This is a genomic window from Acinetobacter halobius (assembly GCF_044130335.1).
GTDB lineage: Bacteria > Pseudomonadota > Gammaproteobacteria > Pseudomonadales > Moraxellaceae > Acinetobacter.
This window is the reverse complement of record NZ_JBIQOD010000002.1, coordinates 85,883-102,139: the sequence shown is the minus strand read 5'-3', so window position 1 is coordinate 102,139 and position 16,257 is coordinate 85,883. Positions and strand designations below refer to the sequence as shown.

16 protein-coding genes are annotated in these 16,257 nt (G+C 41.3%); 10 read left to right on the top strand and 6 right to left on the bottom strand.

What is annotated here, in order from left to right; all coding sequences use genetic code 11:
* Positions 1-14: 14 nt before the first annotated feature.
* The 7 genes from ACE01U_RS02785 to rplS all read left to right on the top strand — a co-directional run bounded on the left by ACE01U_RS02785 (position 15) and on the right by rplS (position 7,163).
* A complete protein-coding gene (locus ACE01U_RS02785) occupies positions 15-3,983 on the top strand; it encodes a pilus assembly protein (RefSeq protein ID WP_395578648.1) in 3,969 nt (1,322 codons plus the stop codon).
* A 13-nt stretch (positions 3,984-3,996) separates the two neighbouring features.
* Positions 3,997-4,470: a type IV pilin protein gene (locus tag ACE01U_RS02780; protein WP_395578647.1), complete on the top strand. Its 474-nt coding sequence runs from the start codon at positions 3,997-3,999 to the stop codon at positions 4,468-4,470.
* Positions 4,470-4,907: a type IV pilin protein gene (locus tag ACE01U_RS02775; protein WP_395578646.1), complete on the top strand. Its 438-nt coding sequence runs from the start codon at positions 4,470-4,472 to the stop codon at positions 4,905-4,907. The genes ACE01U_RS02780 and ACE01U_RS02775 overlap by 1 nt, the downstream gene beginning before the upstream one ends.
* A 145-nt stretch (positions 4,908-5,052) precedes the next feature.
* A complete protein-coding gene (gene rpsP / locus ACE01U_RS02770; RefSeq protein WP_004718284.1) occupies positions 5,053-5,310 on the top strand; it encodes a 30S ribosomal protein S16 in 258 nt (85 codons plus the stop codon).
* 25 nt (positions 5,311-5,335) lie between these two features.
* Positions 5,336-5,884, top strand: coding sequence for a ribosome maturation factor RimM (gene rimM / locus ACE01U_RS02765; protein WP_086209020.1), 549 nt, complete (start codon positions 5,336-5,338; stop codon positions 5,882-5,884).
* A 27-nt stretch (positions 5,885-5,911) separates the two neighbouring features.
* Positions 5,912-6,655 (top strand): tRNA (guanosine(37)-N1)-methyltransferase TrmD, encoded by a 744-nt coding sequence (trmD, locus tag ACE01U_RS02760; protein WP_086209019.1) that lies wholly within the window; start codon positions 5,912-5,914, stop codon positions 6,653-6,655.
* A gap of 136 nt (positions 6,656-6,791) precedes the next feature.
* Complete coding sequence (rplS, locus tag ACE01U_RS02755) at positions 6,792-7,163, top strand: 50S ribosomal protein L19 (RefSeq protein ID WP_004974529.1); 372 nt, start codon at positions 6,792-6,794, stop codon at positions 7,161-7,163.
* A gap of 60 nt (positions 7,164-7,223) precedes the next feature.
* Here the strand turns inward: rplS and ACE01U_RS02750 are convergent, their stop codons facing one another.
* The 3 genes from ACE01U_RS02750 to ACE01U_RS02740 all read right to left on the bottom strand — a co-directional run bounded on the left by ACE01U_RS02750 (position 7,224) and on the right by ACE01U_RS02740 (position 10,422).
* On the bottom strand, positions 7,224-8,195 hold the full coding sequence (locus tag ACE01U_RS02750; protein WP_395578645.1) for an esterase/lipase family protein: 972 nt from the start codon (positions 8,193-8,195) through the stop codon (positions 7,224-7,226).
* Positions 8,196-8,367: 172 nt separating this feature from the next.
* Entirely contained in the window at positions 8,368-9,351 is a 984-nt protein-coding gene (locus tag ACE01U_RS02745) for an esterase/lipase family protein (RefSeq protein WP_395578644.1), read from the bottom strand.
* A gap of 36 nt (positions 9,352-9,387) precedes the next feature.
* A complete protein-coding gene (locus ACE01U_RS02740) occupies positions 9,388-10,422 on the bottom strand; it encodes a lipase secretion chaperone (protein ID WP_395578643.1) in 1,035 nt (344 codons plus the stop codon).
* A 155-nt stretch (positions 10,423-10,577) separates the two neighbouring features.
* Between ACE01U_RS02740 and truB the strand changes: the two genes are divergently transcribed.
* The 3 genes from truB to ACE01U_RS02725 all read left to right on the top strand — a co-directional run bounded on the left by truB (position 10,578) and on the right by ACE01U_RS02725 (position 12,905).
* A complete protein-coding gene (gene truB / locus ACE01U_RS02735; RefSeq protein WP_395578642.1) occupies positions 10,578-11,483 on the top strand; it encodes a tRNA pseudouridine(55) synthase TruB in 906 nt (301 codons plus the stop codon).
* 33 nt (positions 11,484-11,516) lie between these two features.
* Positions 11,517-12,284, top strand: coding sequence for a sulfite exporter TauE/SafE family protein (locus tag ACE01U_RS02730; protein WP_291374203.1), 768 nt, complete (start codon positions 11,517-11,519; stop codon positions 12,282-12,284).
* A gap of 162 nt (positions 12,285-12,446) precedes the next feature.
* Positions 12,447-12,905 carry a hemerythrin domain-containing protein gene (locus ACE01U_RS02725; RefSeq protein WP_395578641.1) on the top strand — a complete coding sequence of 153 codons (459 nt, stop codon included), beginning with the start codon at positions 12,447-12,449 and terminating at the stop codon, positions 12,903-12,905.
* Between the two features lie 40 nt (positions 12,906-12,945).
* Here ACE01U_RS02725 and ACE01U_RS02720 read toward each other — a convergent pair whose 3' ends face one another.
* The 3 genes from ACE01U_RS02720 to serA all read right to left on the bottom strand — a co-directional run bounded on the left by ACE01U_RS02720 (position 12,946) and on the right by serA (position 16,244).
* The gene (locus ACE01U_RS02720; protein ID WP_086209013.1) at positions 12,946-13,818 is read right to left on the bottom strand and encodes an EamA family transporter; all 873 of its coding nucleotides are present in this window, start codon (positions 13,816-13,818) and stop codon (positions 12,946-12,948) included.
* A 179-nt stretch (positions 13,819-13,997) separates the two neighbouring features.
* Positions 13,998-14,873, bottom strand: a complete 876-nt coding sequence (locus ACE01U_RS02715; RefSeq protein WP_110974041.1) for an EamA family transporter — start codon at positions 14,871-14,873, stop codon at positions 13,998-14,000.
* Between the two features lie 138 nt (positions 14,874-15,011).
* Positions 15,012-16,244, bottom strand: coding sequence for a phosphoglycerate dehydrogenase (gene serA / locus ACE01U_RS02710; protein WP_395553395.1), 1,233 nt, complete (start codon positions 16,242-16,244; stop codon positions 15,012-15,014).
* Positions 16,245-16,257: the final 13 nt, after the last annotated feature.

Sequence of the window (16,257 nt, the reverse complement as noted above, 5' to 3'; positions counted from 1 at the left end):
TTGAGGATTTAACAATGAATAAAATTTATCAGAAAAAATTACTATCTTTTACGGTGTCCGCGTTAATGGTTGGCGTGGTTTGTCAAAGTTTGCATGTAAACGCTAGTGATATTGATATTTATAAAACAGGCTTTAGTCCTAAACCTGTTGTTATGTTTGCTCTAGATAATTCAGGTTCTATGTCTGTAACGAATACACGTAGTGCTTTTGATTTGAAAGACTCGATGCAGGCAGTGTTGCTAGGAGAAGGAACTATTCAGCCTGTGAGAAACATTCGAGCGGGTTTATCAACCTTTGAAAGTCCAGCTTGGTATCCGATTAAAAACGGCACAGATACGCTTTATTATACTGCTGTACATCCGGATGCGCCAAATCCCCCGCGTCGTCGAGCTGGTTATATTGCCTCCCCGGCACAACTATTAGATAGTCAAATCGTATATCCATCTAGTCGTAAAGACTTATTCCCAACCAATGGAGATGTAATTACTTTAAATGGAAACTTAAACACATCGACTCAACCAACTGTGACAAGTGGTTCAACTAAAATAGATGCAACCAAAAAAGCGTATATTCGTTTCCAAGTGGACATTCCAAGAGGTGCAACGATTAATGCGGCATACTTAGAGCTACGTTCAAAGGTGAATAATGGAAGTAAAAAATTAAAAATAAGAGTTGCTCGGCACGCAGATCTGTATGCTGCAAATCCAACAATTACGAAATTACAGTCTTTTACTGGTGCAGCTACAACTAGAACTCTCCAGGCTGGTGTAAATAATAGTTATCTTACCAACATATTTTCAGGAGCAACGACGCAACGTGCAGTAGATGCTTATCAGAATTATTATACTGGAGATAATATTGATCAGGGTTCTCCATATAATAATACCACTATGTACGTGTATGCAATGAATGTACAAAGTGAGATGCAGTCCTTAATTCAAAATAATTCTTCTTGGTGTGGTATGGGGGATGTTGTTTTTGAAGTGGCGAGAGATAGCGCGGATTATACTTTCTATGATATTAAAGAAGACCGTGTAAACCCACATTTATATATTGATTGGACACTCGATAATAATACATCACGTACAAGTAACTGTATGTTTGCAGATACTAAACGTTCTTCTAGTCAGTTGGTCACTAATTTGGGTAATGTTGGTGTTGCGGGGGGGATGACTGCTAGACAATCTATGAATTTACAGGTTCAGCGTATTATTACCGATACAGCGACTCCATCGGCGCAATTGTATGCTGAAACTGTAGCGTATATGTTGGGCAATAGCACAAAGCCCTTAACCAATACAAACCCAGCAAATACTTCTATTGACGTCGCTTTGAGTGGTTTAACTACAGGAAGTGGCGATACGGTTAAATATGTTAGTCCGATAGACAATGTAAGAAATTATGTTGCTAGCCCGACGAACACAACTTATGCAAATGAATTTACCAAAGAGCAACAATGTGGCCAGCATGGAATTTATTTTCTAACCGATGGTGATGCAAATGCCCCGACATCAAATGATAACCTTTTTGCATCGGCAATGGGATGGTCTTCGATTTCTTGTAATAGTTTTGACAGTTGCGCGCAAGCTATGGCGAGGGGGTTATTGAAAACAACTGGTTATACCCAAAGTAACCGACAAATTAAAATTAAAACTTCGACTGTGGGTTTTAACTATACGGGTAGTTCGTTATCAAATTGGGCGACCGCAGGTGGCGGGCAATATACTGCAGTTAGCGCAAATGACTCTGGTGGTGCAAAAACAGGTATTGTTAGTAGTATCAATACATTTTTAAACGATATATTTAATACGAGTATTCCTGAAACGGTAGCAGGGTCCCCAACCTTGCCACAGGATGCTCTAAATCCTTTACGTGTATTGCCCTATGGTTATTATGCTTCTTTTACGCCAAAACCTCAGGATAGTACCCAACTTTGGGTTGGTAATTTAAATAAATATCACCTAATAGGTGGTGAATTATATAATTCGGCTAAAACGATAAAACTGTTTAATACAGATGGCACTTTAAATTCAAGTGCAACTGGTATTTGGACAGGGGGGGTTAAAGGGCAGTTATCTCTAGGTATCGTTACTGGCCCAACTCTAAATCGAACTATTTACACTAATCGGCAAATCGCAAGTGGTACGGCATCAGAAAGTCGTAGTTTAAACAAAATTACGTTTACTAGTGATTATCTCACTACGGATCCCCAACGTAATTATTGGTTAAATCTATTGGGTTATAATGTTTCACTATCCGATACTACGACATTAAATGATTATATTGGTAAAACGGCAGATTTACGTCAACTTGGTTCGGCTATGCATTCTACGCCTATACTGTTGACACAAAGTGGCACAATCACCAATAGCTTGGATACCAGTACACGTCAAGATTATTTAATGTTTGGAACGACTCAAGGTTTACTTCATGTGGTCGATAAAGATGGTGCAGAGGTTTTCGCTTTTGCTCCTCATGAAATGATGCAACGTCAGCCTACAGCATTCTTAGATGAAAGCTTAACTACAAGTAGTAGTGGTAATTTGTTTTATGGGATTGATGCTCCATGGGTTGCAAATACGCAATACGTTGCTAATAGTGATGGTTCTTTAACTGTTGGAACTTCCGATCGCAGTACTACAGGTAATGTGATTAAAGGAAGACAATGGGTGTATGGTGGTTTGAGAATGGGAGGCTCTAGCTACTATTCTTTAGATTTAACTACAATTACAACCCCTAGTCTCAAGTTTCACATTAATCCCAAAGATACCAATTCAGAGATTATTAATGCGAGTACTACAACATCGGTTGCTGCATTGAATCACATGGGACAAAGTTGGTCTAAACCAACTATTGCGCGTGTCAAATTTGGTGGAGTATCAAAATTAGTCATGATTGTCGGGGGGGGGTATGATTCGGGGTATGAATCTCCTAGTTACGATCAGACTAATCAAAAAGGTGCTGGGGTATATATGTTTGATGCTGATAATGGTGATTTACTATGGTGGGCAAGTGCGAATCCAGCAAGCGCAACTGATTTGCAGGGGGCCCAAGCTGTTACATTAAATACGAACCTGAAATATAGTGTGGTAAGCCAGATTAATGCCATAGATCGGGATGGTGATGGATATGTCGATAACTTGTATTTTGGAGATTTAGGCGGGCAGGCTTTCCGGATTGACTTGAACAATCAGACGTCAACTGCCACACAAAAAATTGATGCTAGAGTTGTACGTTTAACGAATCAGCATGCTTCAAACGGAGCGAGTCCACGTTTTTATGAGATGCCAAGTGTTTCAGCACAAACAAATACCAGTTTAGGACTGTTTTTGACTGTGGCCTTAAGTTCGGGTAATCGTAGCTCGCCTCTTTCGGGTGCGGTAGGGAGCAATAATGCGACAGCATCTACAAGTGCAGATGATGGAATGTTTGTGATTTATGATAAGGATGTGGGTGATGTTAATTTATATAGCACAAGCTATACACTAAAGAGCGAAGATGTAAGTTTAGTTTCATTGAATACAAATTATACTAATGGTGTGGCATTAACCAATGGAGGCTGGGTATATCGTTATGGCAATGGGGCTGGTGTTGGTATATGGAAAGGGCTAAATAGTGTCTATTCTGTAGATAGTATTTTGTACACTAATGTATATTATCGAGATAGTAGCACGGGAGCTACGACTTGTAATGGTGGGGTTGCTGGACAGACCTATTTATATCGTTTTTGTTTACCAACAGGGAATTGTAGTCGATTTACTTCATCCGTTAATACCAATGGCACTCCAGATAGAGCTTTACTTGGTGCAGGTATTATAGGTGCTGGTTTAGGTGCCGCGAATACAGCAGGATCTGAAGTGAAAAGTACGATTACTACAGATACAGATTGTACTCAGGCTACGAATAAAACAAAAATTGAGTGCCAAAGCTTTTCAAATGGGGGCACAATTAGAACATTACGTTGGTATGAGTCTAATTACTAATGGGGATTGAAGTATGCAATCTGCTTTTTTAGGGAAGGAAAGTCGTGGCTTTACTTTGATTGAGTTGATGATTGTTGTTGTGATTGTGGCGATTTTTGCTGCAATTGCAATTCCAGCATATCAAGAGTATGCAAGACGCGCACATGCATCTGAGACACAGCAGGAAATGCAGCGCCTTGCTGTTTTACTGGATCGTTATAAAGCTCGTAACTTTAGTTATAAGGGCTTTTCAACAACAACGGCAACAGCTGCAACAAGTTCTGCTTATCCATATACGATTACAATAGTTGACCCTGATGCAAGTAATGCTACATTAACGAATAGTAGTGCAATCGGTCGTAATTGGGTTATGAAAGCCACCACGGCAGATGAACAAAACTATAATTTTTTATTAACAAATAAAAATATTCGATGTAAGAATAAGACTCAGTCAAATGTTTCTTATTCAGATTGTGGCGCTATAGCAGCAGGATCAGAGAGTTGGTAATGATAAAAATAAATCAAGGTCTTACTTTAATCGAACTCATGATTGTGGTTGCTGTTATAGGGATATTAGCTGCGATTGCTTACCCTTCTTATACGCAATATAAAATTAGAGTTAACCGATCAGATGTTCAAAGTGAGTTGATGCGGATAGCGGGTAGTCTACAAAGTTATAAATTAGCAAATGGTAGTTTTACAAGTGCTACTTTAACTGGAGTCGGTGGTGCAGGAAATTATCCAAGTACTGGAACCGCATATTATACGTTGGCTTTAGACGTTGATGCTGATAATCAAGGGTATACTCTAACGGCAACCCCTATTAGTTCAAGTATGCAAAATGCTAATGGCGTCGTTTGCTTAAACCAAGAAACTCAGAAATACTGGGAGAAAGGTGCGACGGCTTGTGTATTATCCTCAACGTCAAGTTGGGACGGCAGATAAAATCCAAATTCAAAATTGTGGATAAACAAATTTTGATCTTTCTTTCGCTCTAAAGATAACGTAAAATACTGCCCTCTATGAAAGGGGTTTGAAATGTATCGGTGGTCGATACAGGGATAATCCGTAAAAACTATAAGGTTGTATCATGGTAGTTATTCGCCTAGCACGCGGTGGTGCTAAAAAACGTCCGTTCTATCAAGTTATTGTAACTGATAGCCGTAATGCACGCGACGGTCGTTTCATCGAACGTATTGGTTTCTTCAACCCAACAGCTCAAGGTAAAGCAGAAAAACTTCGTTTAGATGCTGACCGTTTTGCGCATTGGGTTGCTCAAGGTGCTCAACCATCTGAACGTGTTGCTTCTTTAGCTGCTCAAGCTAAGAAAGCTGCAGCTACTGCATAATTTTTGATTAAGTAGTAGGTAGCCCATGACACCAACACAGAATGTTCCTGAAGATCGTATTCAGATTGGACAGTTGCGTTCAGCATATGGATTAAATGGGTGGCTCTGGATCTATTCCAATACAGAACCTATGAGCAACATTTTTGACTATCTTCCTTGGTATATTGAGACCAAAGAAGGTTGGCAAACAGTTGATGTAAAACGTTGGAAACCACATGGCAAAGGCTTGGTTGTTGCGTTGAAAGGTGTGATTGATCGCACTGCAGCAGATAACCTAGTTGGTGCAAATGTATGGATTTCAAAAGCGCAATTACCTCAAGCGGGTGTGGATGAGTTTTACTGGTCTGATTTGAAAGGCCTAACAGTGTTAGGTTTGGATGATGAGGAACAAGAAGTAAATCTCGGTAAAATCCATGAGCTGTTTGAGACTGGAGCGAATGATGTCATGGTGGTTCACGCAACACCAGACAGCATTGATCGCGAAGAGCGCATGATCCCATGGCATAAAGATGTGGTACAACGCGTTGATCTCGAAGCTGGTCGTATCTACGTTAATTGGGGCGTGGATTACTAACTATTTTTGGAAATACGGGGGTCTGCGATGTTTTTTGCAGTCATTACGCTTTTTCCTGAAATGTTTGAAGCGATTACAGCCTACGGTATTAGCGGGCGTGCAGCAAAAAGTGATTTAGTACAAGTGACTTGTATTAATCCTCGTGATTATGCTGAGGGCAACTACAAACGAGTGGATGAACGTCCCTTTGGTGGTGGTCCAGGTATGGTGATGATGGCTGAGCCTTTGGCGAAAGCGATTCAACATGCCAAAGAGCTTGCAGTGCAAGCAGGTGCAGTTCATGTTCCTGTGGTGTATATGTCACCGCAAGGAAACACCTTAAATGAGCATGCGGTACAACAGTTCGTCGACTATGATGGATTGATTGTGTTGTGTGGTCGTTACGAAGGGGTTGATGAGCGTCTGATCCAAAAATATGTAGATCAGGAATGGTCCATAGGGGATTACGTTTTGTCAGGTGGAGAGCTTCCTGCGATGGTTTTATTGGACAGTATTATTCGGAGACTTCCGGGTGCAATGTCTGATGAACAGTCTCATGTGCAAGACTCATTTGTGGATGGTCTTTTGGATTGCCCACAATATACCAAGCCAGACCATTTTGAAGGTTTGGATGTCCCTGAAGTCTTAAAGTCGGGACATCATGCCAATATTGAGAAATGGCGGTTTTTGCAGCGTTATCAACGAACCAAAGCACGCCGACCTGAGTTGGTGGAGAATGTTGAGTTGAGCAAGCAGCAAAAGAAATGGCTAAAAGATTTGGATACTCAATAAAAGTATCCTTTTAATAGGCTCTTTATGCATTGAAGTGGTCAGGCATAAAGAGAAAGCTAATCGGGTCTATGCGTTTTAGCCTCTATACCCAGTGGATCTCAGACCTCTTCTGACCCACACATATTGGAGATACCCCATGAGCGGTAAGCATCCTTTAGTACAAGCTGTAGAAAATGCACAGCTTAAACAAGACATCCCAGCTTTTGCACCAGGCGATACAGTAATCGTTCAGGTTAAAGTAAAAGAGGGTGACCGTGAGCGTCTTCAGGCATTTGAAGGTGTTGTAATTGCGAAGAAAAATCGTGGTTTGAACTCTGCGTTCACAGTACGTAAAATTTCAAGCGGTGTTGGTGTTGAGCGTGTATTCCAAACTCACTCTCCAATCGTTGCTAAAATCGAAGTGAAACGTCGTGGTGACGTTCGCCGTGCTAAACTTTACTACCTACGTGAGTTGTCTGGTAAAGCTGCACGTATTCGTGAAAAGTTACCAGCACGTAAACAAGGTTAATTTTAACTTTGCTTATTTGCTAAAAAATGCGCCATTAGGCGCATTTTTTATGTTTAAGTTTTACAGCCCTTGAAGTTTTAAGCGATTAGCATGTTGACGATAGACATCAACAGGGTCTGGAGCAAAAATAGAACGTAAACCAAAGAACTGGTTAATGACATCTAAATGGTTCCAGTTATAGTTATCGCGAACTGTTTTGCCATACTTTGCACTACAGCGTGAGACCAAGCCATCGTTATCATTTGGTGCTTGCATGAGTAAACCTGTTGCACCTAATAATGAGTCTGGATCAAGAATGTTGGTTAATGTTGAGTTCCCGGAGAAAGAATAGAAGTAAATTCCTTTCTCCATGGCCGTACCTTCGCCACAGCTTGTTTTTGGCATACCTAAAGCATATTTTTGTGAAAATGCTTTTGATCCTGCTTGACTTAAACTTTTTCCTGCACCAAGTGCGTCATGTGGTAGAGAGTTAGGGTCTTGCTGCTGTGCCCATACAATCGCCTTAGATCCAAAATTAATCAGCGCCACCAATGGCTGTTCCAATGGGGTTCCTTGTGCAGAAATAATCAGATCTGCAACAGGAGAGCCTTTTAAAGGGCTGGAAATAGCCGTTGCTGAAGCAATTTTATTGGAAGCAACATTGGAGACATAGGCAATGCTATGCCCACCATGGCTATGACCAAGCAAATTAACTTTAGCGGCGCCTGTAATGGCTAAAACTTCATCAACTTGTTGTAGTAGTTGCTCGCCACGAACCTCAGACGTGTTAAATGGAGAAACCCGTGTTGCCCATACATTTGCACCGTTACGGGCTAGGTCAGGCAAGATTTGATACCAATAATCCACACCCAGCTCATCCGTACCTGCACGAATCCAACCTCCCATGCCATGTGCAAAGACTAAAGGATATTTGGTCTTTGCGTAGCTAGAGGCAACATAGTTTGATTTAATTTGCGAAGCAGCCGCCTGAGTTTGTGTTGCGGTCAGTGCGCAGGTCGATAGCAGTCCAGCTATCAATAGTCCATATTTCATTGATCATCCTCATTTTTTATTTTTTTGGCGACAATTTAAGTTGTCAAGATGAGTATAAAATGTGCGCTGTCACAGCGGGAAGAAATCCGATTAAATTAAGTACAATTTGTAACTGGATAATTCATAAAGCGCTTCTCTTCAAAACGCATGGGGTTTGAAGAGAAGCATATAATTAAAGCCCTTGAAGTTTTAAACGATTGGCATGTTGACGGTAAACATCGACAGGGTCGGAGCTAAATAGACCGCGTAAACCCATCACTTGGTTGACTTCATCTAAATGATTCCAATCATAATCATCACGAATGACTTTACCAAAGTGTGTATTACAACGGGATACCAGCCCATCATTGTCTAAATTACCATATGCTAAAGGTCCTAATAGTGAGATTGCACTATCTGCGACATCTAAAATATTGGTGACTTGTGAAGTACCAGTCCAAGAGTAGTAATACACGCCATTACTTGAAGTTGCACCACTCTTATTACAGTCTGAGGCAAGCGCTGTGGTTGGGTATGTTTGATTAAAAGTACTAGACCCTTGTTCACTAATAGATGTCAGTGATGCGGTTAAGTTGCTTTTTAATGATGGATTGTTTTGACCATAGGCAATTAATGGACCAATAATATAATCCGCAGCAAGACTGAGCAGTTGTGTTCCACCTTCATTGGCGAGAAGTTTATCCGCTACTTTCGAACCACGGAAAGTTGCTCCAACACCTGTAAGAGATGCTACATATTGCGGTTTGACTGCCTCAATATAGCGGATGGTAGGCCCACCATGACTATGCCCAATCAAATTAACCTTGTCTTTTCCAGTAATAGCAATCACTTCTTCAACTTGTTGTAGCAGTTGTTCACCACGTACTTCAGTCGATTCAAGCGGTGAAATTTGTGCAGCAAAAGTCGTTGCGCCATTTCGAGCTAAATCGGGTAAAATTTGATACCAATAATCAAGCCCAAATTCTGCAACGCCCACACGACTAAAACCAAACATCCCGTGAGTAAAGAGGAGGGGATATTTTGTTTGTGCATAGGTACTTTTTACGGTTGCCGTTACCGTTTGTAGACCTGCGTTTGCTGTTGTTGAGCCGAGTCCAATACCTGCAACCAAGCTGAGTAGTGTCATTGTTTGTTTCATTATTTTCGTTTTAAACATTTTTTTTCATCCTGAAAAAAGTCGTGCCGTACAGATTTATTCTGCGTAAGGGAGTTTTCCCCCTGAATCATGAGTGGTTTCAAATGCTCCTAGTCGAAGTTGTTCTTGGGAATTGCTAAATTGTTGATCTCGAAGTTGTTGGATGGCTTGCTGTTGAGCACTTTGGCTCATGTTACTTTTTAAAATACCATCACGTTTTTCTAAGTAACTATTGACCCGAGATTTCCAGTTACCGCGATCTTGGTCAAGTTGCTCGAGCCGTCCTGTAGCTTCTACACCGACCAGATTGATGCGCATTTGACGTAGCTCTTCTACAGACCCGCCACGGGCTTTAATCTCTGAAGTGAGTTTGCGCAAATCTTCGAGTTTAGAAAGTTGTTCTAAATTCTCTTTCCAATCTTCTGGCAGCTGAGCAAATAATTCCTTCAGTTTTTGTGCTTTTTGTACTTCGTTTAATGATTTATCTGCCATGATGCTCATGCGATTTAAGGTATACTCATGGTAGATATTTTCAGCACCAAATAAGCCTTCAATTTCATAGTCTGAAAAAAACTGGCTACGCAAGTTTTTCATGAGACCAAAAATCTTACGGTAATATTCAGGGTCTTCTTTACTTAGACTTGGTTCTTTTAAGCTACCCAGTTGCACACGGTAGTTTAGATAGCGGTTCCAGAGGTCTAAGATCTGTTTTAAAGCAGGTTCCTTATAGCCTTGCTCTATATAGGCTTTAAAATCTTGTTTAATTTGGTCAATATTTTTTTCACCGTACTGGGTAATAAAATATTCAAAGCAATTTCGTGTTTGCTCATTCACAATCAAATGATTACTTGGATCGAGTGCAAGTTGGCAATTCACTTCAGTGTCTTGCTGGCTATTGCTTACAAAAGGGAGTGCTGTGGAGGATTGTAATCCTGATTTGGTCAATGCTGCACTCATATCATGTCCTGATGAGCGCATGGTGCTTTGCTCGTTGCTTGAGCCATCTGTAGCATTTGGCGCAAGCCAAATTAAAAAGCCAAGCACGACAATAACGATGACTGCGAAGAGCAACCATAATTTCTTTTTTTGCATATCCTATGCCTAAACGTCCATATTGTATTTTTTATGATGTTCATATGACTGAACATGTTTTATTTTGCAATGAGAATGCAAATAAACAACAGAAAAGTTGTAAAAACTGATGAACGGTTGATAGTATGACGACAGCTTTAAGACATGTGTATGTTATGAAATCATCTACTTCAAAAATCCAGCGCCGTGCAGTCAATGGGGTATTTTTATTGAATAAACCTCTGGGGCTGAGTTCAAATGCGGCACTGCAAAAAGTACGTTGGTTGTACCGTGCGCAAAAGGCAGGGCATACAGGAGCACTTGATCCATTAGCGTCGGGACTGTTGCCGATTTGTTTGGGTGAGGCAACCAAGTTTTCGCACTTTTTGTTGGACTCTGTGAAGCGCTATCAAACTACAATCCAACTAGGTCACAGTACCACCACAGGTGATGTGGAGGGCGAACGGCTGTTAGAGCAGGTTGTACCTGAGTTAAGCGAAGAGCTGATTGAAGCCATTTTGGCTCAATTTGTGGGCGATATTCAGCAAGTACCACCGATGTATTCCGCTTTGAAGAAAGATGGGCGTCCTTTATATGAGTTAGCTCGTAAAGGAATTGAGATTGAGCGTGAGTCACGCCCGATTACGATTTATGCGATTGAGTTGCTTTCATTCACAGCAGAAAGCTTAACCCTTGATATTACTTGTTCCAAAGGCACATATATTCGTGTTTTAGGCGAAGATATTGCGAAAGCATTGGGTACTTATGGTCATTTGACTTATTTACACCGCATTAAAACGGGTCATTTTGATCTGATTCCAAGCTATAGCATCGAGTATTTAGAAAGTTTGTCTGAACAAGAGCGTGAAGCACTGTTGTTACCTGTGTATGCTCCTGTAGATCATTTTCCGAAAGTACAAGTTCCAGAAGGGCGCAGTGAATACTTCAGTCGCGGTATGGAAAGTAATATTGAGCATACAGCAGAAGCACAGGTCTTGGTTTTCGATGGAGAAAAATGCTTAGGTTTGGCTGAAATTACCGAGAAGAAAAGATTGGTTCCTAAACGTGTTTTAAATCTATAATCAAAATATATCACTTGGTAAAAAGGAAAGGGTGTGGATATTGACATTATTATCAGTCTGATCTTTTTTGCCTTTTGTGCAGGGGCAATTGATGCTGCTGTTGGTGGTGGCGGGCTGATCCAAATTCCAGCCCTGATGAATGCTTTTCCTTCTATGGCGCCTGCAACTTTATTTGGCACTAACAAATTGGCGGCAGTCGTGGGAACAGCGACTTCCGCAGTCTCTTTTGCACGTAAAGTCCGCTTTGAATGGAAACTTTTAGCAGTAGTCGCAGTTTGCGCAGCGATCAGCTCATTTGGTGGTGCTGCCAGTGTTGCGATGATTCCGAAAGAAATTTTACAGCCTTTTGTCTTGGTCATGCTGATTGTGATGGCGGTATATACCCTCATGAAAAAGCAATTTGGACAAGTCCATATGGCACAACAGGTTACACCGAAAATTTTGCTTTTAGCAGGTGTTGGTAGCCTAGCCATCGGTTTTTATGATGGCCTGTTTGGCCCTGGTACGGGTAGCTTCTTTATTTTCTATTTTATCCGATATTTACGGGTCGACTTTTTACATGCAGCAGCACTGGCTAAAATTGGTAACGTAATGACCAATTTAGCTGCTTTGAGCTTCTTTATTCCCTCGGGTCATGTGCTCTTTGTTATTGGTGGTTTCATGGCGGTGGCGAATATGATCGGATCAATTTGTGGTGTAAAAATGGCGCTGAAATATGGTAGTGGCTTTATCCGTATTTTATTTCTCATCTTAGTTACGATTCTGATTTTAAGGCTCAGCTATCAAATGTTCTTTATGTAAAGACACAGCAGATTCATTCAAACTTTTATTACAAAAAGCGTGCAGACCATGACCTGACTTTTCATCTTTTTTGTTTAAGATCAATAGAGCGTGCTTAACGCTGTGTAGAGATTCTTTGCAAAAAAAAGAGATGTTTTAGCTTGAATTGGACTGGAGCATAGAATGAATATATTTGAAGCTTTAAGAGAAAGTCATGTCATACAACGTAATTTGGCAGAACAATTGTTAAGCACCTCGGGCGATGCGCCAGAGCGCCGTGAGCTATTTGGGCGCCTTAAAAATGAATTATTTGCTCATGCTGTTGCAGAAGATCGTTATTTTTATATTCCTTTAATGATGACCGATTCAGGCCTCAACATTACCCGTCATGCTTTGGCAGAGCACCATAAAATGGATGAGCTATTGGAACAATTGACCGAGACAGCGTTCTCAAATCCAAGTTGGTTGGCAATTGCAAAAAAACTATCGGAAACTGTACATCATCACTTACAAGAAGAGGAACATGGTTTCTTTCAGCAAGCCGGAAAAATTTTAGCTGACACGCAGAAGATAACACTTGCGGAGCAATATCAGCGTGAATATAGAAAATATAAAAAAATCGACAAAGACAGCTTGGCCTAAGGCTGTTTTCAAATAAAGCACGATTGTGATCTTTGCTGATTTAGACGCTTTCATCTGTGTCAGATTTAGCTCTAAATGTCACGCCGACAGAGGCCACCATAATGCAAAGCAACGCTAAGGTTTGCCACAGGCTAATTTGTTCTTTGAGTAACAACCAACCAGCCAAAGCGGCTAAGGCCGGGGATAAACTGGAAAGAGTACCGTAGCTGAGTTTACTCAAGCGTTTTAAGGCCATGAGGTCTAGGGCGTAGGGAATTGCGGTTGCCAATAGGGCAATCAATAAGGCTTTGGGCCAATATTCGGTTTGCATCAAGGCTGTTGGATTATGTGAGGCACTGATGGGTAACAGCAATAAAGCTGACATCACAATTGCAATACTGAGAGCATGCATGCCGATATTTTGACGGACGACTTTTTGCCCAAAATAGATATACAGTGCCCAGCAGGCTCCTGCCGACACTGCAAATACTGCACCTAAGAAAGAAAAATTACTGGCGTTGGCCTGATGCCACGGCACCATGAGTGCAATGCCTAAAATGGCCAATCCGACCCAAATATAATCACGTTGTTGCTTGATCGACAGTAGTGCCAAAGTCAGAGGACCTAAGAACTCTAAACCAACGGCAATACCTTGAGGAAGTCTACCTAGCGAAGCGTAAAATAAAATATTCATGAGGCATAAAGCTGCTGTATAGCTGAGTAAATCTTTCCATTTTAAATGCGGTAGGCGTTTGATAATGCTCCATGAGCGGAACATCAGCACAATTAAAATTGCGGCAAAGCACAGTCTAAGGGTCACCACGGTGAGGGGATCCAGCACTGCAATCAACTGCTTGGCAAAAGAAGCACTGATTTGATAGGACAGCATGGACAAGACCATGAACATCACTGCCATCAGTTGAGAATTAGGCATCATGCATGCATCAGGTCATGGTGACCTGTTATTTTAAGAAGGTGGATTAGTACAGCGATTTCGCTCTGCATGGGGATGCGAAATCAGCTGAATTTTTTTAAATGCAACAACATGAATTTAAAAATAATGTCTACGCAGGCATGATGCTAATTTTTAAATTCAAATATCACTAAAGACCTTCACTGTGTGATTTGACGTGCTTTTTGCGCGGTATATGTACAACCAATGGATGCCATGATAATGACACTCAAGGCAAGCCACTGAGACCACAGCAGTTTCTCACCTAAAAATACAAAACCAGATAGTGCTGCAATCGCAGGCTCTAGGCTCATGAGCGTGCCGAAGCTTAAAGCGGTTAAATTGCGCAGTGCAATCATTTCCAGACTAAACGGTAAGGCGCTGGCTAAAACAGCTAAGGCAATAAAATAAATTAGATTTGAGGGTTCAAAGACATTTGTAGGTAAACCACTGAACAGAGCGAGCGGCATTAATATCAGCATACCGACAAACATGCCTAAGCATACGGTATGGTTGCCTGAAATACCCGATGGGCGCTGTCCCGCCACGATATACAGTGCCCAACATGCACCTGCACCTAGTGCAAATACAATCCCAAGAAGGTCTAAAGGTTGAGCTGCTTGGTCGAAAGGAAACAGTAAAACCAAGCCTAAAATAGCTAGCCCGACCCAAACAAAGTCAAAGCGTTGTTTGGCATAAAACAGCGCGACACTGAGTGGGCCAATAAACTCAAACGACACTGCAATGCCGAGCGGCAGGCGAGCAATAGATAAATAAAACAATAGGTTCATGCCTGCCAAAGCAAAACCATAGCTGATGATGGCCTTGTATTTAACTTGCTTAAAGTCAATCTGCCAAATTTTAAACAGTACGGCCAAGATGATTGATCCCAACAGCAAGCGCATAGCTGAAACGGTTAAAATGGGAAATTGATCGAACAAGACTTTGGCCAGTGAACCACTACTTTGCAAGCTGAGCATTGCAATTAGCAATAAAAAGGTCGCTTGGAGGTGGGGAGTGCTTTTTAGATTTGGCATTATTAGAATACTAGATAGGGAAGTGAATACTTGGAAAAAGTAGCGGAGTATGTGCTCAGATTACACATAAAATTTTAACAAGTATTCAAAAATAAAAAAACCACAGCTTGGCAGCTGTGGTTTTTAAATATAGTTGAATTAGAACAATACGCGAACGCGGATTGTGCCTTCAACGTCTTGTAGAGTATCTAACGCTTCTTGAGATGCAGTTGCGTCTACATCCATCACCAAGTAACCGACATCACCTTTGGTCATGAGAGATTGACCTGAGATGTTGATGCCGTGCTCAGCAAACAAGTTGTTGATTTTTGACAACACGCCTGGCACGTTTTTGTGGATGTGAAGTAAACGGTGTTTACCTTCAGTCAATGGTAAAGCGATTTCTGGGAAGTTTACTGCAGATAAAGTCATGCCTTTATCTGAATAAGAAACAAATTTCTCAGCCACTTCTAAACCAATGTTCGCTTGCGCTTCCATGGTTGAACCACCCACGTGAGGGGTTAAGATCACGTTTGGAATGTTACGTAGTGGAGAAACGAACTCTTCACCATTGGCTTTTGGTTCTTTCGGGAATACGTCAACCGCAGCACCAGCAACATAACCTGATTTCAAGGCATCTGCTAAATCTTCGATAAGTACGCATGTACCACGTGCAGCATTGATGAAGATTGAACCTTCTTTCATTTGTGCAAATTGGTCTTTACCGAAGAAGTTGCGTGTAGACGGAACGTCTGGTACGTGCAAAGAAACCACGTCAGCATTTGCAAGAAGTTCACCCATAGAACCGACTTGACGTGCATTACCCAAAGGCAACTTGGTCACTGTGTCGAAATAGATCACTTTCATACCCATGCTTTCAGCAAGCACAGAAAGTTGTGAACCGATTGAACCGTAACCGACGATCCCTAAAGTTTTACCACGCGTTTCAAACGAACCAACAGCTGATTTGTTCCAACCACCTGCATGTGTATCTGTTGATTTTTCAGGTACACGACGAAGAAGAAGAATTGCTTCAGCAAGTACAAGTTCAGCCACTGAACGTGTATTTGAGTAAGGTGCGTTAAATACTGGAATACCACGAACCATCGCAGCATTTAAGTTCACTTGGTTGGTACCAATACAGAAACAACCGACCGCGATTAATTTATTCGCAGCTTCAAACACTTCTTCAGTGAGTTGTGTACGGGAACGAATACCAATGAAATGTGCATCTTTAACCGCTTCTTTCAACGCTTCACCCTCAAGCGCAGTTTTACGATAGTCGATGTTGGTGTATCCGGCAGCATTTAGTGTGTCGATTGCGTTTTGGTGAACGCCTTCTAACAACAAGAAACGAATTTTATCTTTAGGAAGTGAAAGATGTTGGCTCATTACGGCTCCGCTA

Bases quoted from the DNA above. Each gene is read 5' to 3' on its own strand.
- ACE01U_RS02785 (WP_395578648.1), top strand. From the start codon at position 15: ATGAATAAAATTTATCAGAAAAAATTACTATCTTTTACGGTGTCCGCG.
- ACE01U_RS02780 (WP_395578647.1), top strand. From the start codon at position 3,997: ATGCAATCTGCTTTTTTAGGGAAGGAAAGTCGTGGCTTTACTTTGATT.
- ACE01U_RS02775 (WP_395578646.1), top strand. From the start codon at position 4,470: ATGATAAAAATAAATCAAGGTCTTACTTTAATCGAACTCATGATTGTG.
- rpsP (WP_004718284.1), top strand. From the start codon at position 5,053: ATGGTAGTTATTCGCCTAGCACGCGGTGGTGCTAAAAAACGTCCGTTC.
- rimM (WP_086209020.1), top strand. From the start codon at position 5,336: ATGACACCAACACAGAATGTTCCTGAAGATCGTATTCAGATTGGACAG.
- trmD (WP_086209019.1), top strand. From the start codon at position 5,912: ATGTTTTTTGCAGTCATTACGCTTTTTCCTGAAATGTTTGAAGCGATT.
- rplS (WP_004974529.1), top strand. From the start codon at position 6,792: ATGAGCGGTAAGCATCCTTTAGTACAAGCTGTAGAAAATGCACAGCTT.
- ACE01U_RS02750 (WP_395578645.1), bottom strand. From the start codon at position 8,195: ATGAAATATGGACTATTGATAGCTGGACTGCTATCGACCTGCGCACTG.
- ACE01U_RS02745 (WP_395578644.1), bottom strand. From the start codon at position 9,351: ATGTTTAAAACGAAAATAATGAAACAAACAATGACACTACTCAGCTTG.
- ACE01U_RS02740 (WP_395578643.1), bottom strand. From the start codon at position 10,422: ATGCAAAAAAAGAAATTATGGTTGCTCTTCGCAGTCATCGTTATTGTC.
- truB (WP_395578642.1), top strand. From the start codon at position 10,578: ATGAAATCATCTACTTCAAAAATCCAGCGCCGTGCAGTCAATGGGGTA.
- ACE01U_RS02725 (WP_395578641.1), top strand. From the start codon at position 12,447: ATGAATATATTTGAAGCTTTAAGAGAAAGTCATGTCATACAACGTAAT.
- ACE01U_RS02720 (WP_086209013.1), bottom strand. From the start codon at position 13,818: ATGCCTAATTCTCAACTGATGGCAGTGATGTTCATGGTCTTGTCCATG.
- ACE01U_RS02715 (WP_110974041.1), bottom strand. From the start codon at position 14,873: ATGCCAAATCTAAAAAGCACTCCCCACCTCCAAGCGACCTTTTTATTG.
- serA (WP_395553395.1), bottom strand. From the start codon at position 16,244: ATGAGCCAACATCTTTCACTTCCTAAAGATAAAATTCGTTTCTTGTTG.